Source organism: Roseomonas sp. WA12 (assembly GCF_054165765.1).
Map to the genome: position 1 here is coordinate 1 of NZ_JBSTUI010000003.1, position 23,156 is coordinate 23,156.

General features: G+C 66.8%; 15 protein-coding genes and 1 pseudogene. 7 read left to right on the top strand and 9 right to left on the bottom strand.

Annotated features, from left to right (window positions below):
- Positions 1-473 precede the first annotated feature (473 nt).
- Positions 474-1,076: a hypothetical protein gene (locus ACVBD7_RS25900; RefSeq protein WP_458098400.1), complete on the bottom strand. Its 603-nt coding sequence runs from the start codon at positions 1,074-1,076 to the stop codon at positions 474-476.
- A 692-nt stretch (positions 1,077-1,768) separates the two neighbouring features.
- Between ACVBD7_RS25900 and ACVBD7_RS25905 the strand changes: the two genes are divergently transcribed.
- Genes ACVBD7_RS25905 through ACVBD7_RS25920 form a run of 4 tightly spaced genes read left to right on the top strand, consistent with a single transcriptional unit; the run spans position 1,769 to position 13,345 of the window.
- Entirely contained in the window at positions 1,769-4,714 is a 2,946-nt protein-coding gene (locus tag ACVBD7_RS25905; protein ID WP_458098401.1) for an Ig-like domain-containing protein, read from the top strand.
- The gene (locus ACVBD7_RS25910; RefSeq protein ID WP_458098402.1) at positions 4,692-6,128 is read left to right on the top strand and encodes a surface lipoprotein assembly modifier; all 1,437 of its coding nucleotides are present in this window, start codon (positions 4,692-4,694) and stop codon (positions 6,126-6,128) included. Before ACVBD7_RS25905 ends, ACVBD7_RS25910 begins: the two co-directional genes overlap by 23 nt.
- A 60-nt stretch (positions 6,129-6,188) precedes the next feature.
- Positions 6,189-10,175 (top strand): hypothetical protein, encoded by a 3,987-nt coding sequence (locus tag ACVBD7_RS25915; RefSeq protein ID WP_458098403.1) that lies wholly within the window; start codon positions 6,189-6,191, stop codon positions 10,173-10,175.
- Positions 10,175-13,345, top strand: a complete 3,171-nt coding sequence (locus tag ACVBD7_RS25920; protein WP_458098404.1) for a CHAT domain-containing protein — start codon at positions 10,175-10,177, stop codon at positions 13,343-13,345. Before ACVBD7_RS25915 ends, ACVBD7_RS25920 begins: the two co-directional genes overlap by 1 nt.
- Before the next feature lie 137 nt (positions 13,346-13,482).
- Here the strand turns inward: ACVBD7_RS25920 and ACVBD7_RS25925 are convergent.
- The 6 genes and pseudogenes from ACVBD7_RS25925 to ACVBD7_RS25950 all read right to left on the bottom strand — a co-directional run bounded on the left by ACVBD7_RS25925 (position 13,483) and on the right by ACVBD7_RS25950 (position 18,823).
- Positions 13,483-14,192: pseudogene (locus tag ACVBD7_RS25925) on the bottom strand (IS6 family transposase).
- Between the two features lie 189 nt (positions 14,193-14,381).
- Positions 14,382-15,707, bottom strand: a complete 1,326-nt coding sequence (locus tag ACVBD7_RS25930; protein ID WP_458098405.1) for a hydantoinase/carbamoylase family amidase — start codon at positions 15,705-15,707, stop codon at positions 14,382-14,384.
- 8 nt (positions 15,708-15,715) lie between these two features.
- Entirely contained in the window at positions 15,716-16,357 is a 642-nt protein-coding gene (locus ACVBD7_RS25935; protein WP_458098406.1) for a Bug family tripartite tricarboxylate transporter substrate binding protein, read from the bottom strand.
- Positions 16,287-16,763 carry a Bug family tripartite tricarboxylate transporter substrate binding protein gene (locus tag ACVBD7_RS25940; RefSeq protein WP_458098407.1) on the bottom strand — a complete coding sequence of 159 codons (477 nt, stop codon included), beginning with the start codon at positions 16,761-16,763 and terminating at the stop codon, positions 16,287-16,289. The genes ACVBD7_RS25935 and ACVBD7_RS25940 overlap by 71 nt, the downstream gene beginning before the upstream one ends.
- Positions 16,764-17,036: 273 nt before the next feature.
- On the bottom strand, positions 17,037-18,047 hold the full coding sequence (locus tag ACVBD7_RS25945; RefSeq protein ID WP_458098408.1) for an NAD(P)-dependent oxidoreductase: 1,011 nt from the start codon (positions 18,045-18,047) through the stop codon (positions 17,037-17,039).
- Positions 18,044-18,823, bottom strand: coding sequence for an HpcH/HpaI aldolase family protein (locus ACVBD7_RS25950; protein ID WP_458098409.1), 780 nt, complete (start codon positions 18,821-18,823; stop codon positions 18,044-18,046). The genes ACVBD7_RS25945 and ACVBD7_RS25950 overlap by 4 nt, the downstream gene beginning before the upstream one ends.
- Positions 18,824-19,003: 180 nt before the next feature.
- Here ACVBD7_RS25950 and ACVBD7_RS25955 point away from each other — a divergent pair, with 180 nt between their 5' ends.
- Together ACVBD7_RS25955 and ACVBD7_RS25960 are read left to right on the top strand one after the other, a co-directional pair.
- Positions 19,004-19,864 carry a Bug family tripartite tricarboxylate transporter substrate binding protein gene (locus ACVBD7_RS25955; RefSeq protein ID WP_458098548.1) on the top strand — a complete coding sequence of 287 codons (861 nt, stop codon included), beginning with the start codon at positions 19,004-19,006 and terminating at the stop codon, positions 19,862-19,864.
- 33 nt (positions 19,865-19,897) lie between these two features.
- A complete protein-coding gene (locus ACVBD7_RS25960) occupies positions 19,898-20,605 on the top strand; it encodes an FCD domain-containing protein (RefSeq protein WP_458098410.1) in 708 nt (235 codons plus the stop codon).
- A gap of 26 nt (positions 20,606-20,631) precedes the next feature.
- Here ACVBD7_RS25960 and ACVBD7_RS25965 read toward each other — a convergent pair whose 3' ends face one another.
- Positions 20,632-21,492, bottom strand: coding sequence for a sigma-70 family RNA polymerase sigma factor (locus tag ACVBD7_RS25965; RefSeq protein WP_458098549.1), 861 nt, complete (start codon positions 21,490-21,492; stop codon positions 20,632-20,634).
- A 74-nt stretch (positions 21,493-21,566) separates the two neighbouring features.
- Positions 21,567-22,028, bottom strand: a complete 462-nt coding sequence (locus tag ACVBD7_RS25970) for a carboxymuconolactone decarboxylase family protein (RefSeq protein WP_458098411.1) — start codon at positions 22,026-22,028, stop codon at positions 21,567-21,569.
- Positions 22,029-22,662: 634 nt separating this feature from the next.
- On the opposite strand from ACVBD7_RS25970, the gene ACVBD7_RS25975 reads away from it, so the two are divergent.
- The gene (locus ACVBD7_RS25975; protein ID WP_458098550.1) at positions 22,663-23,076 is read left to right on the top strand and encodes a cupin domain-containing protein; all 414 of its coding nucleotides are present in this window, start codon (positions 22,663-22,665) and stop codon (positions 23,074-23,076) included.
- Positions 23,077-23,156 lie beyond the last annotated feature (80 nt).

The following is a 23,156-nucleotide window of genomic DNA, read 5'->3' on the forward strand; positions in this document are numbered from 1 at the left end:
GGCCTCCTAGGTAATTCGCAGGCGGGATTCCTTATTGACACAAACATCCTGCAACACCTCGCCTCTGAATATCCTGAAAAGACGGCTTGTCGGGCCGCTACGGGTAGGTCAGGGGTGCTTCGGCCAGTCGCGCCTGATGATGGGCGACGGGTGAGGAGCTGCGCCTGGGTGGGCGAGAGAGGCATCGTCGCCGTTGTTCCCGGTCCAGGCCTACTCATCAGGTCCTGCGCCCCAAAGTCTTGCCGAGGGCAAGTCAGGGTAGCATGGGTGGGGAGTGCCTCACCGCGCTCGTGTGCCTTGCTCCGTTCAGCGATAAAACTGAACGCGGACTTGCAACAATGCAGCATCGGTGTTCGCGGCGTTCAACCAACGACCGTGACCCTGGCCGAGCGCTGCTCTGAAGCATGGGCCATTCACCGCATTGATTTATAGGCGCAGGCCATCACCTCCGACCCTGACTTATGCCCCCATTCTCAATCAAGAGTAAATTGAGCTGGTTTGTATACCGTTGGTAGCACATCAGGCACTCGTGGCTTTGTTGTTTTGCTAAGTGCCAATGGATCACACTGATTGTGCACGTCGACTGCCGAGGCGACCAATTTCATTGATTTGTTGATCGCGTCGGGAAAATGCGATCCAGCTACAATACCGCCCATGATGACCGAGCCCTCAGGTCCCGCAATGCCTCCGTTAACAATAGCAGTCTGTGTGTTTTTAAACATAGAAATATATTCATCAACGGCTTTGTAAGCATTGATGGCCAATTCAGTCAGTGCCACGCCGCATAAAACCTGCTGGCTCCTGCTTAACTTGGAAATATTCATTTTCTGTTTGATAAGATGGATGCCTGCATCAGTACTACTCAGACTATCTCCCTTTAGGACATAATCTGTTATTATATTCACTGCAAGGTAAATCTGATCAGCCACCACTTTCTGGTCCGAGTAATCAGAAGATTTTTGCGAACTCTCGGCGAGCCGCTCGGCAACTGCTTTGTAGGTCTTCTCGACGGCGAATTTGATCACGCCCTCTTTGAATTTTTCTGCAGGATCAGGAATCTTAGTCTTGCCAGACACTCTGCCCCCCTTCTGCCGGCACAATTATTACAACATCACCATGATTGATCGCAGACGACTGCACAATCCAGAGAGACAGAACTTTCAAGGGGCGACTGCGCTCATCGACCAGCGGAAATCTGCGGGCAATGGTGGCAAACTCAGGCCTGCGCAGGCTGGCGACGACGGCTTCATAGCGTCTCGCCCAGCCGCGCCGTGGATTGCTCACTCTTCACGCCTCACCTTAGGCTGGTCGCGTACCCAGGCTCGCCTAGCCACCCTCAAGGAAGATATCGCGCCGGCCGCGCAGAACTGCCGTCGTGACGCCCAGTGCCCGCCCGCGAGACCGTATCCAGGGCCTCGGTCTGGAGCAGCCGCAGCGCCGCGCCCCGCTTACAGTGCCGTGACCTCCGCCAACCCCGGCCACGCCTCAGCGCCATTCATCGTCCCTGGACTCATCATGCACCCCATCCGCAGATACCGTCCGCTTGCGGAGTGTCTCAGACGACCGTGAGCCGGAGCACAACCTACGAGCGAGGCGCGGAGGGACAGCTTCCTAGCCCCGGGCCAGGCAGGAAAAATGGACTGCTGCTTTGCCCGGGGCTGAATGCTCTCCTCCAGAGCTTTGCGTCTCGCTGGCGCTCGTTTTGTACTTGGCAAGCCAACAAAATCGTTGCAACATGGAACCGTAATTCTGCGGAAACCAAGAGACGATGGTTGCACGCAACACGCTGTTCGACGCCGAATTCTACCTGAGCCGCTATGCCGACGCAGCAGCCGCAGGGGTGAACCCGCTTGAGCATTATCGAACCTTCGGCTGGCGCGAAGGACGCGATCCAAACGCGTATTTCAGCACCACAGGTTACCTCGCCATCAACCTCGACGTAGCAGCAGCAGGCGTCGACCCGCTCGAGCACTACCTAACATTCGGCTGGCGCGAGGGACGCGACCCTTCCGGCCATTTTGACGTAGAGCGGTATCTTGCAGCAAATCCAGCCGTGGCCGATGCAGCACTTGAGCCGCTCAACCATTTCATTGAACAGGGCCGAACTGCCTTCCCTGCAATCGGTCATTCGATCAGCAACGGTTTCGACCGTGATTATTATCTTTGGCACAATACCGACGTAGCAGCAGCAGGCGTCGACGCGCTTGAGCACTACCGAACCTTCGGCTGGCGCGAGGGACGCGCTCCGAACGCGTACTTCGACACTGAGGGCTATCTCGCCGCCAACCCCGACGTTGCGGCAGCAGGTTTCGACCCGCTGGAGCACTACGTAACATTCGGCTGGCGCGAAGGGCGTGACCCTTCGGCAGCGTTCGATACAAGGACCTACCTTGCATTCTATGTCGACGTCGCTGCCACATACATCGATCCTCTTCAGCACTTCCTGCGCTTCGGCATCTACGAGGGCCGGCTATCCTTTGCCGATGGCTCGTTCGTCGACCTTCCCGTTTTTGCGAGCGGCGAAACCTACCGGGCATCCGAGGACACGCCCGTCCGATTTGATGCGACCGTGGGGCTGCTCGCGAACGACAGAGCGTCGGAGGGTGGACCCTTCCTGGTCGCCGGCACCTTCGCGACCGAGGCAGGCGGCTCGATCATCGTGTCGGTGGACGGGTCGTTCACCTACACGCCGGCCACGGATTTCAACGGAACGGATCGCTACGCCTACGCCGTGCGCGACGCGGATGGGAGCGAGGCCACCACCGTCACCGTCTTCGAGGTGGCTTCCAGCACCGACGTCCCCGTCCTGACGGGGAGCAATCTCTCGCTTCCGGGGGGGACGGAGGCCCGGACCGTCCGGCTGGACGTAACGGGGAGCTTCGGGGATGCCGCGACTGTTCAGGTCCAGTGGCTATGGGGCGATGGCGAGGTCAGCACGGGAACCCTGTCCCCGACCGCCGGTGGGCGCTCCTTCTCGGTCACTGCGAGCCACCACTACGCGGCGCCGGGCGCCAGGAGCGAGGCCTTTGCCCCGACCGTGCGCCTACTCGACGCGGGGGGCGTGTTAGTCGCAGCCTCGTCCCAGGCGGTCGAGTTCGCGCCGGACGTGGTCGAAAGCTTCAATGTGCAGCGGATCGGCGCGACCAACTTGGACTTCTTAGGTATTAGGCCCGCCTTCTCCGCAAACGGGCGTTACTTGGCCTTCGTCGGTGATGCGAGCGCATTCCTTCCCGGCCAGACCTTCACCTCACAGGAGGTGCTCCGGCGTGACCTGCAGACCGGCGCGGTGGACCGGGTCGTCGCCGATTCGACTGGCAACCTGCCGAGCTTCAGCAACAGCCGGGGAGCTGACATTTCCTCGGACGGACGCTACGTCGTCTTCACGTCTCGCGCGACAGGGCTGACCGCGAACGACAGCGGAAACTGGGAGGACGTCTTCCGTAAGGACCTGCTGACCGGCGAAATCCTTCGCGCGAGCGAGTCATCCTCCGGCAGCGAGGGCGGTTTCCACAGCTTCGATCCTGCGATCTCGGCTGACGGCCGATACATCGTCTTTAACAGCGCCGCCAGTAACCTCACCGCCGGCCCCGCCCAGCTCATCGGCTATGACACCTTCCGCAAGGACCTCGTAACCGGCGAGGTTGTCCGGGTCGGGACCACCGCCTCCGGTACACTGGCGAACGCTTATTCCTTGTCTCCGCCAGGGGCACCGGACGTGTCCGCGGACGGACGCTACGTCGTGTTCGAGAGTGCGGCGACCAACCTTACCGGGTCGCCCGACGGCAATTCCTCGGTTGACCTGTTCCGGAAGGACCTGAACACCGGCGCGATCGTCGTCGTCACCGCGAGCACCTCTGGCATCCTCTCGGATGCCGGTGGGCAGGATGCGAAGGCGTCGGCGGATGGCCGGTTCGTCGTTTTCTCGAGTCGCTCCGTGAACCTGATTGCCGGCGACACGAACGATGCCGCGGACATCTTCCGCAAGGACCTAACCACGGGGGAGGTCATTCGGGTCAGCGCCTCCGCGACCGGTGTTCAGGCTGATAGCGGAAGCTCGGACGCCGCGGTTTCGGCGGATGGGCGCTTTGTGGTCTTCTCCAGCGACGCGACGAACCTCGTCGAGGGCGATACCAACGGGGTCGCCGACATCTTTCGGAAGGATCTCCTGACCGGCGAGTTCCTGCGCCTCAGTGTCAGCTTTTCTGGGGCGCAGGCGGACCGTAAGAGCATGCTGCCAGCGATCACGGCGGACGGGCGCGTCGTCGCCTTCGCGAGTGATGCCACCAACCTCACCACAGATTCTCCTGCTGATTTCAGCGAGGACCTCTTTCTCGTGGACACGGCTGCGGCGGCCGGCAACGGTGGCTTCGCCCTGGTCGGCGGTGTCACACGGGATGCCCTCGTCGGCGGCTCGGGAGCGGACACCATCACGGGCGGTGCCGGCGACCAAGCCCTCCGCGGGAACGGTGGCGCCGATCGCTTCGAGTTCTCCCCCGGCCATGGCCGCGATGTCGTCGCGGATTTCGATCCCTCTGACGGAGACGTGCTCGTCCTCGTGGGTTTCGGACCGTCCCTGGACAGCGCCTCGGACGTGCTCGCGGCGGCCAGGCAGGCCGGCCCGGACGTCCTGCTCCTGACCGGGCCGGACAGCTCGATCACCTTGCGGGATTTTCCTCTTGGAAGCGTTTCGGATGATGTCTTCGCCTTCGCCTGAGTGCGACGCCATGCAATCCGGCGCGCCGCCCTCTCGCCGTCGTGCGACGCGGTCCCTGGCTCACGCCGCGGCGACGCTGCTCGTCGCGCTCGCAGCGGCGCCGATTGCACTCGCCCAGCCAGTGGCTCCGTCGCCGCCCCTCTCACCCTCGGTCGATCCGCTCGACTCCGCCCTTGCCGAGCGGCTGGACAATCCCGGCGAACCGGCCGCCGCCGTCCGCTACGCCCGCCTCGCGGCCGAGCGTGGGCAGGGGCGCGCCGCAATCGCCGCCCTCGAGCAGGTGCTGCGGCTCGACCCGTCGCTCGACAACATCCGTCTTGAACTTGCCTCGCTGCACCTGACCGCCGGTTCGGCCGACCTAGCCGCTACCTACGCCCGACAGGCACTGCAGAGCCCGGAGATCCCGCCTGCCGTCGCCGAGCGGGCACGCCGCCTGCTCGCCGAGGCCGAGCGCGGCTCTGCGCGCTCGCTGCTCGACGTCACCCTCTTCGCCGGCACGCGCTACGACACCAATGCGAACGAGGCCACGGCGCTCGGCACGGTCGGCGTCTTCTCCCCCTTTGCGGGCAGCATCGTGGACATCACGCCGGACGTGCGCGGTCGCTCAGACTGGAGCGCGGTCTTCTCCGGCCAGCTCGCTCATCGGCAAGACCTCGGCCTGCAACGCGAGGGCACCTGGGAGACCAATCTCGCAGCTTTCGAGCAGCGCTTCGCGCGGATTGCGCGCGTCTACGATCTCTCTGTGCTTTCGCTCGACACCGGCCCTCGCATCGGCGTGGCCGAGTTCGGCTCCGGCGGCAACGTGGCGCAGCTCGCACTCCGTCCCTACTTTAGTGCGACATGGATCGGCTATGGCGGTGAGACCTATTCCTGGCTCTACGGAGGTGGCCTCACGGCCGAGCTGCGGCTTCCACCACGCTGGACGGCTGAGCTGTCCCTCCTCGGCCGTTTCGGCAACTACGAGAATACCGACTTCCGCCCCCGTGCACGCGACTACACCGGCCGGGAAGGCAACCTGGTCGGCGCGGCTACCTATGCCGTCTCGGCGGGGACGCGCGTAACGGCGGCGCTGTCCTACACCGCCGCCGGCGCCCGCCAGTCCTACTACGACCGGGAAGGCTATGGCGCGGCGCTCTCCTTCCAGACCCTCATGCCGGTTACCGCCTCCTACGAGGTCGGCCTCTCGGCCCGCGCCGGCGTCCGGCGCCTGTCCTTTAACGGGCCCGATCCCCAGATCAATCCGGACCGTCGCCGCCGCGACACGCGATGGTCGACTGGCGTCTCGCTCATCCTGCCGGTGGCGGGATCGGTCGCCGTCATGCTTGAGTATGACTGGTACGACCAGACCAGCACCTACGGCTTTTACCGCTACAACAACCACGCCGTGACGTTCGGTGTCCGCGTCGCGCTCTGACGCGGACACCGGCCACCCGGAACGGCCAGCCCGGACGGGCTCAACAAGGGGTAGCAAGGGATGTCAGCAGGTTCCGGAACGACCGCGCCGATCCGCCGGACGCGGGCCGCGTATCTCCTGACGGCCGCGACGCTGGTCGCGGCTGCCTCCACCCCGGCCATGTCGCAGGACGTGCTCGGCGGGCGCATCGTGCAGGGGCGCGCTGCGCAGGCGGGCCGCGCGGCGGCGCCAGCCGCACTTCTCCCCGGCGAACGGGTCGCCGCCCGCCCGGGATCCTACGCGGAGCTCGTCTTCACCGACGGAACCTCGATCGTCCTTGAGGCCGGCGCGGATTTCACTCTGACCGCGCCGGTCACCCGCGACCCGACCACCCAGCGCTTCCTCGTGCGCGGGACATCTTCTCGCGGGCGGCTCCGGGTCAACGCCTCCGACACGACCGACGTGATGGTCGCGGTGGCCGGCGGGACGGTGCGCGTCGTGGCCGCCTCCGCGGTCCTTGAGGCCGGGCCGGAGGGATCGGCGACGCTGGTCGGCGGCGGCCGGCTGGAGCTGCGCCACGCCAACGGACGTGAGGACGCGGTGCGCCGGCCCGGCTTCACCGTCGCCTTCGAGAATGGCGGGCCGCGGCGGCGAACCCGCGAGGAGATTGCGGCGCTGGTCAGCCCTTTCGCGCCGGTCGAGCGCGGCGTTTTGCGGTCCGGCGGCGCCACGCGGAACCAGAACGAGGAAGAGGCGCCGGCGTCGGGAGATCTCGCCACGATTGTCGGCTCGGGCGGCCTCGGGGCGCTCGGCACGCGCAACGAGGGCAGGAGCTTCGGCGCCAGCGGAGGCGGCGGTGGCACGGGCGGTGGTGGCACGGACGGTGGTGGCACGGGCGGTGGTGGCACGGGCGGTGGTGGCACGGGCGGTGGTGGCACGGGCGGTGGTGGCACGGGCGGTGGTGGCACGGGCGGCGGTGGCACGGGCGGTGGTGGCACGGGCGGTGGTGGCACGGGCGGTGGTGGCACGGGCGGTGGTGGCACGGGCGGCGGTGGCACGGGCGGCGGTGGCACGGGCGGCGGTGGCACGGGCGGCGGTGGCACCTCGACGGGGCCACGTTCCGCCGCCTCCCTTAGCCTCGCCCAGTTCGCGCTCGACCCGAGCCGCGTCGGCGGCTCGTCCATCTCGGCGCCGCGCCCGAACAGCGGGACGACCGTCATCGGCTCGGGCAATTCGCAGGTGGACCCGACCTCCCAGGATCCGGACGCCAACCTGCTCGGCATCGCCACCCAGCAGCGCTTCGGCACCGGTCGTGTCCGCCGCTTCGCCGGCGCGTCCTCGGGCGCCGCTGGCCGTACCACGCGGGATGACCGCGGCGTCGTCGCCGTGCCAGCCCAGGGCGGGAACCCTGCCGTCCGCGGCGTCACCGGCGCCCTCTTCGCGCCGCTCGCCACGACGACGCTGTCGCAGGCGGGAGGGCGGCCGATCTACGACGCCACGGCTCGGGTGGGCATCGTCAATCCAAATAACTTCGTCCCCTACGACCTGACATCCGCCTTCAACGTCGTGGAGGTACCGCGCGTCAGCGTTGCCGATGCCGGCACTCCCGTCGCGCGCATCTATTCCACCCCGTTCAACCCCGGCACATCCGCGAACGACTACACCGCCTCCGACGGCAGCCTCTGGCCCCGGACTGGCGTCTATGTCGAGCGACGGTCGGACGGCGTGGTGCAATCCTTCAGCGGCAGGAGCATTTCCGATACGGTCGCTTTCGCCGCTGCCGTGGAGGACGCGATCACGCGGACCCGCGCCGGCGTGATCTCCGGAGTGATCCGGGCGTGGGAAGCGCCGCATTACGTCGCGACGAACGGGGACAGCTACATTCGCTACGGGGTTTATCGGGCCGAGACGGGTACTATTAACGGCCAGCTCCTGACGGATGCGCAGTTCGCCGCCGCCGTAGAAGCGGCCATCCGCTACGGGGGCCTCAACCCTCTCCAGGACATCCGCCACATCGTCTACAACGGCAGCGCACTTTTTGAGGTCGGCCTGCACGACCAGAGCGTCCCGCAGGATACTCCGACGAATCCAATCCCCCCGCCCGTGGTACAGCCGGCGCCGCCAGGCCTTGCGGCAGGGCAGGTTGTGCGGCTCTTCGGCGACATCGGCCTGATCGTCTACGGCGGTGACCAGGCGCTGCCGCCCATCCGGACTACGGAAGGAGGCGTCGACACCGATGGCATCTCGGACAGCCGCAATACGAACGTCGACGTCACGACGGCGCTGCCGCGCATCTTCATCATCGACAAGGTGACGCAGAGCAACGAGGCTATCTTCCGCGAGCGCGGCATCGAGAGCGGCGAGCGTTACTTCGTCATCGGCGGGACGCCGCTGGCGCCGGTGGCGGACGGTCTGCCCGGCCTACCCGCCGGCCGGGTCACCCGCTTCGCTATCTCGGACGGGCTGAACCCGACGAATGCCGGCGTCACCACCGACGGCAGCCGGGGCTTCCAGACCGGGCTGACGATCCAGGACCAGTTCGTCGCCCCCGGCTCGCCTGCACAGCCGACCGCCTTCAACCGCTTCAACGCCTTCCGTCCGGACGAGACCTTCGTGAACCGCCCAACGGACCCGCGCGGCTCACCCGTCTATCGCGGCGAGACCCTCCGCGGCGATACACACCTCCTCGTCGTGGCCGGCGCCGCCGGCGCGCCGTCACCTGCGATGCGGGCCGACCTGGAGGTCTCGGCCGATGGCCGCAGCAGCGGCTCCGTGTCCGTCGGCGGCATCCGCCTCCACTCGGGCTCGCTCGTCCTCTCAGGCAGCACCTACGGATCGGCGCGCCTCGACACGGCCCGGGCGTCACTCGCCATCGTCTCCGCCCTCGGCTCGCTCGGCACCGACGAGACGGGGACCGGTGCGCACATCTTCCCCCTCGCAAACCCCGCCGGCGCGGGTACCATCGGTCACTTTGCGATCGGCGAGGCGGACGTGACCCTCGGCGCCCCTGGCGGGCCCGCGCAGGCCGGCAACACCACGACGGTCAGCGGACCGTCCACCGACATCTTCGGGTTCACGCGTCTCGCCACCAACGTCGGCGCGCCTGGAGGCGCGGGCGTGCCCTTCGGCCCGCTGCCCGTAGGCGGGCTGCAGGGTTTCGCCGCCGGCACGGTCGAATCCTTCTCGCTCGGCGCAGGACAGACCTTTGCGGTCGCGACCACCGGCCTGGGTGGCGTGGACATCCAGCCCGTGGGCGCGAACGAGCTCCGCGCGACGATCGCGCTCAGCCCGCGCGCCGCGGGGGAGCTGCCCTACGACCCGCAGGCGGGGCGCGCGCCCGTCGGGCGCCGTGCCGACCGCATCGTCGCCGTCGGCGGGGCACAGCCGGCGGGCGCCGCGCCGCGCTCGGCCGTCGTCTCGCCCGGCACCTTCGCCGCCGTCGACCCGGGCCGGGCCGGCCTCGTGAGCGTCGACTCCGATCTGCTGCGCGGTATCCGCCACCCGGACGGGCGCGGTGCCGGGCCGCAGCCCGCCACCGCCACCCTCCCGGCGAGGGACGGCCTGGCGCCCAGCAACGAGCACCTCGCCTGGGGCTACTTCATGGGCGACCTCGTCAATCAGTCGGGCGGCACGCAGCGCGACCATGTCGGCCTCGGCTTCTGGACGGCCGGACGGCCCGTCTCGGCGGACACGTTGGCGACGCTGACGGGAGGCGCGACCTACCGCGGCGGGATGATCGGATCGGTCGCCGAGCCCGGGCGCCTGCGCACGGTTGCCGGGGCCTTTACCCAGCGCTGGGATTTCGGGGCGCGCTCCGGCTCCGTTACCGCCGATTTCGACAACCGCACCTACGGCGTTTCCGCTTCAATGCCGCAGGGCACCAACGTGTTCACCGGTACCGGGGCCACCGGCGACCGGACCATGGCGGTGCAGGGCGGCTTTTTCCACAACCCGGCGGTGGGCGGGCCTGTGGGCGGCGCCGCGCACCCGGCGGCTGTCGGCGGTGCCTTCGGCGTGCGCGGTCCGGGTTACGGTGCGAACGGCATCTTCGTGGGCTCACGCCGCTAATGCGTCGCCCTGCGCTGCGCCGCCTGGCCGCAGCCGCGGGTGTCGCCATCCTACTCGCCCACGGGCCGGCGGTCGCCCAGGGAAGCCCGGCGCCGCGGGACCCGGCTGAGGCGCTGGGCGCCTCCCGCACCCTCGGGGCGCGAGGTGACGAAGCGGGAGCGCGGCGCGTCCTGGAGGCTTTCCTCTCCAGCCGGGGAGCGTCCCGGCTGGGACAGGTGGACGCGGCGGTGCTGCGCCTTGAGGCGGCGAGGCTGGCCGCTGCTTCGGACGATCCGCAGACCGCCCGTGCGCACATGGCGGAGGCGGCCCGCCTCGCCCCGCTAGGGCTCCGGACGGAGCCGCTCCTGCGCGGGCGCCTGCGGCGAGAGCTGGCGCGTGTGGCGGAGCGTCTAGGGGACCTGCCCCGGGCCGAAGCGCTGCTGGCTGCCGCACTGGAGGATCTTGCAGGAACCGCGCCGAACGAGGAGGCGGCCGACGTGGCCAATGCGCTCGGCGTGATGCGTATCGAGCTGTTCCGCCCGCGCTCCGCCGTGGACAGCCTTCGCCGCGCCCGCGCGATGCTGGACAGGGGACGCCGACCGGCCGATGCCCGCATCGGCGTGCTTGCCAACTTAGTCGTGGCCTGGCTGGAGCTCGGCGAGATCGCGGAGGCGCGGGCCGCCGCGTTGGCGGCCGTGGAAACCGCGGGCGGGGATCCTGCCCTGCGGCGCGTGGCCGACTACGTCTCCGCCCAGATCCGGCTGCGCGAGCTCGACCTGCGCGGGCTCGAAGCCGATCTCGAGCGCCTCTCGGAGGAGGCGCCGCCCGGGGACCCTGTGCGCGCCCATGCGCTTCAGCTCCTCGCAACCTCGCGCTTCGATCGGGGGCGCATGCCGGAGGCCTCCGAGGCTGCCGCGCGGGCCGTCGAGGCATATCAGGCTATCCTGGGAGACCGGCACCCGGCCTTCGCGCGGTCAATTCACACCCTTGGCAGCACGCGTCACGAGATGGGCGACCTCGCCTCGGCAGACAGCCTCTACGCGCGGGCCGAGGAGGTGCTCCGCGCCGCCTTCGGACCCCGCGCCCCTCAGACCCAGGCCACCTCGATCGAGCGCGCCGCACTCGCCGCCCAGCAGGGCAACGTCGAGGAGGCAGAGCGACGCGCACGGGGAGCCCTCGCCGCGTTGCGGGTCGTGCCGGCACCGGACCACCGTCTCGAGGGACTAGCCACCGTCGCCTATGGGCTCGCAGCCGAGCGGCGCGGGCGGCCGAACGAGGCGGGCGACGCGTTCAGGCGGGCGCAGGTGATCCTGGCGGAAGCACGAGGGGCCGGCTCCGTCGATCTTGGTTTCTCGCTCGTCCGCTTGGGCCGCCTTCTCACGCGGGAGCGGCGCTTCACCGAAGCGGTGCCGCCGCTCGACCGAGCTGTTGCGATCTACGAATCGGTTGGTGCGGCCGGAAGCGTGCGGCTGGCCGAGGCGGTCGCCGCCAGGGCCGAGCTGCGCGCCCACGCGGGCGAGCGCCGAGGCGCGCTGGAGGAGGCAGAGCGTGCACTCGCCTTGCTCCGGGGACGGATCGAGGGCGGCGCGACGGCCGAGAGCGTCGGCGGCGAGGCCCAGCGGCGGGGGGGCCGCGAGATTTTCGCCGCGATGGGGCGGCTCCTGGCCGAACAAGGTGATGGTGGCGAAGGCGCTCTCGACGGAGCCTTTGCGGCCTCGCAGGAGGCGCTCAACTCGCGGGCCGGGGACGCGCTGAGGCGCGCGGCGGCTCGGCTAGCCCTCGGGGACGGCACCTTGGCGCAGCTCCTGCGCGAGCGCGAATCAGCGGTCGAGGCGGTTCGTCAGGCCGATGCTCTTGCCCTGAATCTTGCGGCTCAGCCCATCAACACGGGACAGGCCGCGCGCGAGACGGCACGGGTGCGCGTGGCCCGCGAGGCGGCGGCTTGGCGGTTGACCGGGACAGAGGGCGAGCTTGCGCGCCGGTTTCCGTCCTGGGCCAGCTATCTTGCCCCGCGGCCCGCCTCCCTCGCGGCGCTTCGCGCGGTCCTTGCCACGAACGAGGCCGTGGTCGCGCCGGTGCTGTCCGATGAGGCTCCCTTTCTCTGGATCGTGACGCGTGCCGGGGCGAGCCTGCGCTCGGTCCCCGGCGGCAGCGCGGCCCTGAGGGAGGCCGTGCAGCGCGTCAGGGCCAGCGTCACCATCGGCCCCGACGGCCGCCCACCGGCGTTCGATCGGGCTGCCGCGCGGGACCTGCACACAGCGTTGCTCGGCCCTGCGATGGAGGGCGGGCTTCTGGATGGTATCGAACACCTGATCATCGTTCCGGATGGGCCTCTCGGCTCGCTGCCGCCGCATCTCCTGCTCGACGCGCAAGGCCGCTGGCTGGCGGAGCGCTACGCCGTGACAGTCATGCCCACTGTCGCCGCCCTAGTCGCGGCCCGGGGTGTGGCGGACCGACCCTCAAAGGCTTCGCGTGCCTTCCTGGGCATCGGAGACCCGCAACTCAACGATTACAGGCTCGGCAGCGAGGCTGAGGGCGCATCGCCACGACGTGGACCCCCGCCTTCACTCCGCCGCGCTCTGGCGGCCCTTGCCCCACTTCCAGAGACGGCGGAGGAGCTGAACCGCATCGCGGCGACGCTCGGCCGCGGCGAGGCCAACACCGTCCTCCTCGGAGCGGACGCTACCGAAACCGAGCTGCAGGCAGCGCAGCCTGGCCGCTACCGCGTCCTCGCCTTCGCCTCCCACGCCATCATGGCGGGCGAGCTACAGGGATTGACCGAACCGGCCGTGATCCTGACGCCGGGGCAGGAACCGCCAATGGAGGGCCTACTAACTGCCTCAGACATCGCGACCATGTCGCTGGACGCCGAACTCGTGCTGCTGTCGGCTTGCAACACGGCGGCGCCGGAAGCAGGACCCTATGCTGAAGGCCTTTCCGGCCTTGCCAGGGCCTTCCTGCAGGCCGGTGCTAGGGCGACGCTGGTCAGCCACTGGGCGGTGGATAGCCGCGCTACGGTCGCCTTGACGACCGGCTTCTTCGAGAATGCCCGGCAGCAGGACGGCTCCGTCGCGACTGGCCACACGCGGGCAGAGGCGCTTCGGCAATCGATGCTGCGCTTCGTGGGCACCGGCGATCCCGTTCTGGGACACCCCGCGTACTGGTCCCCTTTCGTCGTAATCGGCGGGTAAGGGGTGTTCTGGCCCTCTTACGTACAGCAGATGCGCCGGGCGCAGCGAAGCGCAACTGCCTGCAAAGCGGAAGCCTGTCACGGTGTTGTCAGGTTGACGACGACGGCGACGTCGCGGACCTACCACCGGTGATGGTTTCACACGGCGGATGCAACTCCGGTCACATCTCGCCAGGTGCCGAAAGCGGCATCACGAACGGTCCGGTATGCAGTGGCGGTCAGGCGGTGGCGGAAGAGCTGGAAGTGGTTGTGGATCCGGCTGTGTGTGGAGAGGAAACGTTGCGCGTGGCGCGCTGACTTGAACCGCTGCATCTGCCGCTCTCGTCGTCTTGTTGGCTGGTGCGACACTTCGGCCCGGTTGTTGAGATACCGGCTCTGCCGGTGCTCCACCCCGGGCAGGATGTCGCGCTTCGCGGCGGCGTAGCTCCTCAGCTTGTCTGTCACGATCACCCGCGGGACGTATTGCAAGCCCTTCAGCAGCTTGCGGAAGAACCGTTTGGCGGCCTTGGCGCTACGCCGGCTCTGCACCAGGACGTCGAGCACGTTGCCGTCCTGATCCACCGCACGCCAGAGGAGGTGCTGCTTGCCGCGAATGCGGATGAACACCTCATCCATGTACCATTTGTCGCAGGCTGTGGCCGACGTCGCTTCAGCTCGTTTGCGAACAGCCGGCCGAAGCGCAGGCCCCACTCACGGATGCTTTCGTAGCTGACCACAATACCTCGGGCGGCCAGGATCAGCTCGACATCCCGCAGGCTCAGACTGAAGCAGTGATAGAGCCACACTGCATGCTGGATGACCTCGGCTGGGTACCGGAAGCCGCGGAAGGGATTGAGCGAGGTCGGCATACCAAGGACCCTGCCACTGCCCGATTAAGCCGCCAACCTGACGAGGCCGTACAAAGAGCTGTTGAATCCAACGACTAGGCTGGCGCCGTCAAACGGAACCCATCTGCAACTATTCTCTTGTTTGAGGACGAGATCAATCGGAAGCAAGCAAATCGGTCGCGGCAACCGATTGTTATCGGCCAGACTGCATTATCCAGGTTGAGGATCTCTGACAGCCGCGGCCACCGTCCATGCCATCAATACACGGCACGCCGCGTCGAAATCCTCTAGCCGCATGGCCTCGTCGGGGTTGTGGCTGCCGTTCTGACTGCGGACGAAGAGCATCCCGGCTGGGATCCCGGCTGCGGCGAAGCTCTGCGCGTCATGTCCGCCGCCGCTGGCCATACGGCGGAATGGCACTCCGGCATCTGTGGCCGCCTGGGCGAGCGCATCCACCATTCCGGCATCCATCGATACGGGCGCGCGTGCCTGCTCCGGTCCCAGGTCGAACCGCACGCCGCGGCGCGTCTCGATCTCGTCGACTAGCGCACGGAGGTCCCGGTACAGGGCGTCCAGTGCGGCCTGCTTTCCGCTCCGCACATCCAGCTTAAAGCTGACTTCGCCAGGCACTTTGCCAAAGCCAGCCCTGGGCCCGGTATCGAAGACGCAGAAGGTCATGACCAACTCGTGGCCCTCCCCCTCTAACCGGATCCACGACTGCTCCAGGCGGTGCGCTAGTTCCGCTGCGGCCAGCACCGCGTCACGGCGGTGCCGGCGTGGGGTGGTGCCGGAGTGGTTGTACTCTCCGGCCACCCGAGCGAAGCGGTGGCGACGGTTGCCGGGAAGGCCGAACACGACGCCGACTGGACGGTCCTCCTCCTCTAGCTCCAGGCCTTGCTCAATGTGCAGTTCGACATAGGCCTGAACGTTGTCGAGCCCGAGCTCGCGCTGGCCCGACCGGCACCAGTCCGGATCAAAGCCTGATTGTCGCATTGCCTCTTCCAGCGTCACGCTGCCGTCCATGCGACGTGTCGCCAGCGCGTCCGGATGCAGCAGCCCGAGGGCGGCGCGACTGCCGGGAAAGGGCGTCGGGAACCACGCACCTCCCTCCTCAGACCGGATTGCCATCACCTCGACGTCGCAGCGCGGCACAAAGCCGGCCTTCCGCAGGCCCACTGCTACCGCCAGCCCTGCCATGACGCCGGCAGCCCCATCATAATCCCCACCCTGGCGCACGGAATCGAGGTGGCTACCGATGACGATACGTTTTGCCGACGGGTCGGTCCCGGCAAGCGTCATGTACAGATTACCGGCTGGATCGACCCGGGTGGGTAGGCCCTCGTGTTCTGCCGCGGCACGAACGATGTCATGAGCTTTCTGCTCACCCGGACCGTAACCCTCTCGGGTTACGCCACCGAGGGGATCCTGCGTCGCCTCATGAATGGCCTGGAGCAGCGCGACCGCGAGATCGATGTCGGGCGATGGTTGGTTTGAGGTCATTAAGGGATCTGCGCTGCCAAGATTGCTGACTGTCACGGGACGGCTCAATCCAGCTTCACGCCGGAAGAATGTACGATGCGCTGCCACCGCGGCGCGTCGTCGCGGATCAACTTCGCCAATGCCTCAGGCGTGTCGCTGAGCACTGTGCGGAAACCCAGCGGCCGCAATGCTTCCGTGATGTCGGACTGCGCCGCCGCAACCCGTATGGCTTGAGCCAGGTGCGCAATAATCGGAGCGGGCGTACCGGCGGGCACCATGACGGCGTTCCAGGTGTCCACGTCTAGGTCGCCCAGGCCAATATCATCAAACTCACCCATGCCGGGAACATCCGGCGCGAAGAACTGGCGCCCACGAGTACTAACGGCCAGCGGCTTCGCCGCACCACGCTCAATCAACGGCATAAGGCCAGGGGGTGAATCGAACATCATGTCGATCCGACCCGCGACGAGGTCGTTGATTGCAGGGCCGCCGCCGCGGTACGGAACGTGTAGAATCTGAACCCCGGCTGCCTCGTTGACCGCGGCAATGGTCAGGTGGCTGGAGGTTCCGACACCCGAGGACGCCATGCTCACCCCTTCCGGGTTGGCCTTCGCCCATGTGATGAGTGCCCGAAAATCAGTCCAGCCGCGCCGCGCAGCTGTTTGTGCATTGACCACGCATAAACAGCCGCGCAGCTGTTTGTGCATTGACCACGCATAAACGTGAGCCGTCCGAAATCTGCGTCACGGGCGCGAGATCGGCTTGCGGATTGAAGGGCAGGCGGCTGTAGAGGAACTGAGCAGCACACAGCACAGCAACGCCGACGATACCGACTGTCGTTCCGTCGGGTGCGGCCTTTGCAATAGCGTCGCTGCCGATAATACCTCCGGCACCGCTTCGGTTTTCGACGACGACCGACTGTCCCAGCACGGGCATCAGCCGGTCAGCAAGGAGCCTGCCGAGGGTGTCGATGGCGCCACCCGGCAGAAACGGCACGATGAGGCGGATCGGACGACCACCTGCAATTGGTTGTGCGCCAACATCCGCCGAGGACATGCCTGCGAGCACAGAGCCCAGCAGCACCGAACGACGCCCATGCTGTCCCGACATCATTGCACGTTCCTCCGACCTTGCCGCGCACCTTATGCGCCGTACAGACCTTCACCAACTGTCTCGCGAGCATGGAAGTTCCAAAATTTCCAACAGCCATAGGCTGACCCTCTATGGCGGCTGAAATTGTCGTTTCCGCCGAAGTAGGACACTTCGTCTCCGGGGGTGTTCACCACCTAGCAACGGTTGTTGGTGGGTGGTGAACAGTGTCGGCGCTGACGTCTTCGGCACTTGCTTCGAGTGTTTGCGCTTGCAGGAACTCGTCTCCGAGGGCGCTCAGTGGAAGTGCCGACTTCGAATCCTGACAGCTGGGTTAGCAAGGAAATTCGGTAGGCGAGCCGCCCGTGCTGCAAGAACCGCGTCAGTACAGGAGGTGCCAATGGCGGCGAAGCTCTGGTCAGTCCAGGAGAGGGCATGGGGCGTCGCGATAACGTTTGGTGCTTGTAGAATGGGAGTGTCAGGTGCGGGAGGCTCGGGGTCGAAGACGTCTAGCCCGGCTCCGGCCAACCGGCCCTCCTCCAGCGCCTCGGCCAGCGCTGCCTCGTCCACGGTACCGCCGCGGGACGTGTTGATGAGGAACGCGCTGCGCTTCATCCGGGCAATCCGCTCGCGCGAGACGATGCGGGCCGTGGCGTGGTTCAGCGGACAGTTCACCGTTAGTACGTCGCTGCGCTCGAACACCTCGTCCAGCTCCACGAGTTCCACGCCCAGGCTCGCGGCCATGGCCAGATCCGCATAGGGATCGTGGGCGATCATACGCATGCCGAGCGGGGCGGCGAGGCGGAACATCTCAGCGCCGATATTTCCGATACCGATCGAGCCCAGTATGCGGCCGACCAGCCCCACGCCCATGAAGGCGCTACGCCGGGCGAAGCCGGCGGGGCCCTCGCGCGTCAGCGCGTCCTTCACCATCAGCCGGCCGGTCAGGGCGAGCATCAGCGTGATGATGGCGACGGCAACGGGCCGCCGCACGGCGTCGGGGGTGATAGCGACGGCGATGCCGGCCTCGGTGCAGGCAGCTGTGTCCACCTGGTCGAAGCCCACACCGTAGCGGGCGATGATGCGGAGCCTGCCATCCGGTGCGATGCTGCCGCGCTCGAAGCTTTCGCCCAGCAGGATCAGCGCGTCGATGCCCGCCACCTGCTCAGGCGCGATCACCGGGCCGGGGGACAGGCGGACAAGTTCGATGCCCGGATCGCGCTCCAGTGGCGAGAGGTCGAAATCCGGATAGGCGGGCGTTCCGTCAGGCTTGAGGAAGCCGCCGGAGAGGGCGACGCGGAAGCTCATGGCGCAGACTCCCGCAACAGCGCCACGCCCTCGGCCACGCGTGAATGGATGGCCGCGATGTCGGAGCAAAGGCCGAGCGTGTCGTAGCCCCGTGCGGCCAGGGCCTGCGCCTCGGTAGCAGAGGCGGCGAGGCGGCCAAACGCCTTGCCGTGGCGCTTCGCCGCATCTCGCACCCGCGCCTCCGCGGCGAGGAAGTCGGGATGATCGAACTGGCCGGGAATTCCGAGGGAGCAGGAAAGGTCCATATGTCCGATCCAGAGGCAGTCCACCCCTTCCAGCGCGGCGATTCCTTCGGCGTTTTCGGTGCCGGCGCGGGTTTCGATCTGGATGAGGATGGCTTTGCGCGCGTCCGTCGCGGCCATCTTCTCCGGCGCTGGACCGGGTGCGTAGCCGTCATGCGCAACCATCATCGCCACACCGCGCGTGCCACCGGAGGGCGGATAGGTGGCCCAGGCCACGAAGTCCCGCGCCTGATCCACAGTCGAGACCAGTGGCGCCATGAGCGCGTCCGCTCCCATGTCCAGGGCGCGCGATACCTCATGGGGATGGCGATGAGCCACGCGCACTACCACGGGAAGCGCGGCAGCGCGGCCCCCCATGCAGACGGCCTTCACGGTCTCGAAGCCAAAGCCGGAATGCTCCATGTCCAGCACCAGAAAGTCGGCGCCGGCCTGCTGCACAATCATCGGTAGGCCCGGCGTGGCGAACTCCATCGCAAAAAGGCCGAGCTTCAGCCCGGGGGAGGTGAGGCGCTTTCTCCATTCGGCATGGGGCATGGACGTCTCCGCTTGACCTGTCATTCTGATGTCGGACAACCTGACAGTAAGCGGCAGGGCCGTGAAGGAGGAAACATGCCGATTCAGTCCATGAGGTGCGGCCTGACCGCGCTTGCCCTAATGTTGTCCGGGCCCGTCCTGGCACAACCGGCACAGGATTTCCCCAGCCGCCCCGTGCAGATGCTGATCGGTTTTCCTGCGGGCGGCGGCGCGGACCTGATCGCCCGCTCGCTGCAAAGCACCTTCCAGGCGCGTCTCGGCCAGCCCGTGGTGATCCGCAATGTCACCGGAGCAGGCGGCACTATCGCCTCCGCCCAGGTCGCTCAGGCGCAGCCGGACGGTCACATCGCGCTCTTCGCGCCACTCGGCGGCGGCACCGTCTACATGCCGCACGTGCTCCCTCTTCCCTTCGCGCCAGATGCGCTTCGGCCGGTCTGCGCGGTGTATGACGGGCCCGGCACGCTAATGGTCGCGACCGACAGCCCCTTTCGCACGCCGCAGGAGGTCATCGCAGCGGCGCGCGCAAAGCCGGGCAGCCTCTATTACGGCACGCCGGGCGCCGGTAGTCCGGCGCATATCGCCATGGCCGGCCTGACCCGCGCCCTTAACCTAGAGATCGAGCACGTGCCCTTCCGCGGCTCGGCCGACATCGCGTTGGCCATGCGCGCGGGGCAGGTGCAGTTCTTCGCTGATGCCTTCAACATCGCAACGCAACTGGAACTGCGCCCCATCGCAGTCTTTGCACGCGAGCCGCTGGCCATGGCACCCGAACTGCCCCTCATGCGGGACCTCGGTTACAACTTCCTATTCTCCATCCACGGCGGAATCTTCGTGCCGAAAGCTACACCGGAGCCGATCGTACAACGGTGGGAAGCCGCGTGCCGATCGGTGCTGCAGGATCCGGGGGCGCTGGCGGCGCTGGCGAGGATGAAGGTGCTGCCGAACTTCCAGACCGGCGCCGACTATGCCGTCTTCCTTCAGCGCGAGCACGAGGAGGTCGGACGCATAGTACGCGAGGCCGGTATTCCCAGGCAGGATTGATCCCTGGCGCGCGCCGATGGCAATAGGCGGTCCATGACCCAGGCCGATCCCATCCGCCGTCGGCGCCTGCACGAGCTCCTGGCCGAACGGCTCCTCGCCCGCATCGCGGAGGGCGATCCTGCTCCGGGCGAGGTGCTTCCTTCTGAGGCAGAGTTGGCGGCCCGGCACAATGTCGGCCGCCCTACGGTGCGCGAGGCGCTGCAGAAGCTGGAGGGGATGGGTGTCATCGCCATTACCCACGGCGAGCGCGCGCGAGTCATCGAACCCTCGGCCAGCCGAGTGCTCGAAGGGATGGCCGCCTCGTTCGTGCATTTTCTGACGGCTGCGCCTGAAAACATCGCGCATCTGCAGGAGGTGCGGCTGCTGGCCGAGGAGGCGATGGTTCGGCGATGCGTCAGTCGCGGCGTGGCCCTGACAGCACTGGAAGACTCGCTCCTACAGCAGGAGAAGGCTATCCGGGTCGGGAAAGGCTTTTTCATCGCCGATGTGGAGTTCCACGTCGCAATCGCCGTTGGTGCGGGGAACCCCCTTCTCCCTATTTTCCTTCGCGCCATGCTAGACTGGCTTGGCGCCTTCCACGCCTCCACCGTTCGCCTCTCCGGCTTCGAGGGACTCGCTCTGGAGGAGCATCGTGCCGTCTTCGCGGCGATGCGAGCCGGCGATGCGGACGCGGCAGCGTGCGCAATGCGAGCGCACCTCCTACGATCGTCCAGCCTCTACGGCACTCATCAGCGCGCCTAGATGAGCGCGTACAAGCCATGGAAGGACTAGCGTATCGGAGCGCTCCCTTGCTGAGCGATGGTCGCGTGGTCCTTCAAGCTTGTTTGCACGGCGGCCAGTTTCTCCGGGTTGCGCACGACGTAGATTGCGACAATCCTTCCATCCTTCACATCCAGCGCTGTGGTTTGAGGCAGACCGTCTGTTTCCAAAGTAATGTAGCCCGGCAGGCTGTTAATGCGGCCGAGGTACAGCAACGGCACGGGCGGTAGGCGACCTTTGCGGGACAGGCTAGTGAAGAAGCGGGTGACTTTCTCGGCACCTTTGACTGGATTGAGAATGGCACTGCGAATACCGCCGCCATCTGAGTGCAGGACCACATCTCCGGCGAGGAGTTGGCGCAAGGCCTCCTCATCCCCGTTGCGTGATGCGGCGAAGAAGACCTGGGCAATGCGCCTCGCTTCGTCATCGCTCACGCTTTGGCGCGGCTGGGCCTCGCCAAGATGCACGCGGGCGCGCGTGGCGAGCTGGCGACAGGCAGCCTCACTCCGGCCGAGAAGGGAGGCAATCTCGGCGAAGGAGGTTTCGAACAGGTCGTGCAGGATGAACGCAGCGCGTTCGGCTGGAGAAAGGCGCTGGAGGGTGAGCAGGAAGGCAACAGAGATGTCCTGTGCCTGCTCAAGGGCGGCCTGCTGAGGCGGCTCCCCTTTTTCAACCAGGGGCTCGGGAAGCCAAGGGCCAACATAGGTCTCGCGGCGATGACGGGCGGACTTCAGGTGGTCCAGGCTGAGTCGGGCCGCAGCTTTCAGAAGCCACGCGCGGGGTATCTCAATCCGCGTCCGATCAGCGCCGTTCCAGCGTAGGAAGACCTCCTGGGCGATATCCTCCGCCGTGGCGAAGGAGCCGGTCATACGATAGGCGAGCCCGATCAGGTCGGCACGCACCGGATTGAAGGATTCCGTGGGATCGGGCTCGCCAGTCACGGTCAGGCGGCCGCTGCGACGGGAAGCTGGCTGGGGACGCTGCGGAAACCGATGGCGAGGCGGTTCCAGGCGTTGATTGTACCGATCAGGACGGAGAGCTGAACCGTTTCCTCGTCGGAAAAGTGGGCACGAAGCCCCTCATAGACCTGGTCAGGCGCATGGGTCTCGGCGACCAGGGTCAGCGCCTCGGTCCAGGCCAAGGCAGCGCGCTCGCGGTCTGTGTAGTGCGGCGCCTCGTGCCAAGCATCCAGCAGAAGGAGCCGGGCTGGGCTCTCGCCAGCCTTCATGGCGTCGCGCGTGTGCATCTCGATGCAGAACGCGCAGTTGTTGAGCTGAGAGGCGCGGGTCTTCACGAGTTCGATAAGGCTGTGCTCCAGGCCACTGGAGAGCACGGCGTTCTCCAATGCCATCATCGCCTGTAGGAGCTTGGGCGCGGCGGCGAAGTAGTTCAAGCGCGGGGTCATGAAGGTTCGTCCTATCCAGGGTTGCGCCCATAGGACGAAGTGGCACGGCCAGATGTGACATCTCCGACGAAGATTCTTTGGGAGCTTGGATGGTGACTGGCTGACAGCCATGGCAGGCGGAACGCCCGGAGCGCAGGACTCTGGCGGACGACACAAAGCTGGCCGGTGTGTCTTCCGCTATCGCCGCCGTAGTCTGAAGCCGAACTCACACGTGCAACAGCACTCGACCTCCGGGTCGCCCGTTCCCGGAGTTCCTCTGCACCTCAGAAGGGTCGGCTCTCCCCCTATACTAGGTGCTCTCCGAGCAGGCTTCTGATCGCAGTTCTAAGTTTGGGAAGAAAAGTAGCGACGGCACGTCACATCCGCCGTCTCCCGCTCGTCCTATCGAGCAAGCAAGCGATCCTCGAAGGGGCGTCGCGAGCAAGCAACGATGAAGCAGATGAACGGTGTCGTGATCGGAGCAGCGGCCTCGCTGGCTCAAGAACAATGGAGCAGCTGCACGGTGTCTGACATGGGGTTGTCCCAGCCTCCCGTGGCCCGGATGTCGAACGTGCGCGCCGACAGTTCATCGCGTCCTCGGCCCACTGCCGCAGTCGTCATTACTGCCTCCTCAACCCCATGAAAATGGAACCCAATCATGCTTCGCCAATTCCTCTTCGCCGCGGTGGCCACGACGATCCTCACTGTGTCTCAGGCATTTTCCGCGGAGCCCAGAGAGGCGACCGTTACCCTCGTGTACGAGCACCCCCTGCCGAATGTACCAGGCAAAAGCCTCATGGGCGTGCTGGTTGAGTATGGGCCCGGTGGCTCGTCGGCAGCCCATCGCCATCCAGGCTCGGCGTTCATCTACGCGACCGTTCTTGAGGGAGCGATCGTCAGTCAGGTGAACGACGGCGCCGAGACGGTGTACCGATCCGGGCAGAACTTCTCCGAAAATCCGGGCGATCGGCATGCGGTAAGCCGCAACGCAAGCGCGACCGAGCCGGCAAAATTGCTCGCCGTTTTCGTTGTCGACAGCGATGAGCGGGTGCTTGTGCTGCCTTACTGACCGGTAGCGATGAGGGTGGGGCTGCGTCCGGCGTCCTAACGTCGAAGTGCGAGCCCCTCCCTTTTTTTCGGGACGGTAGC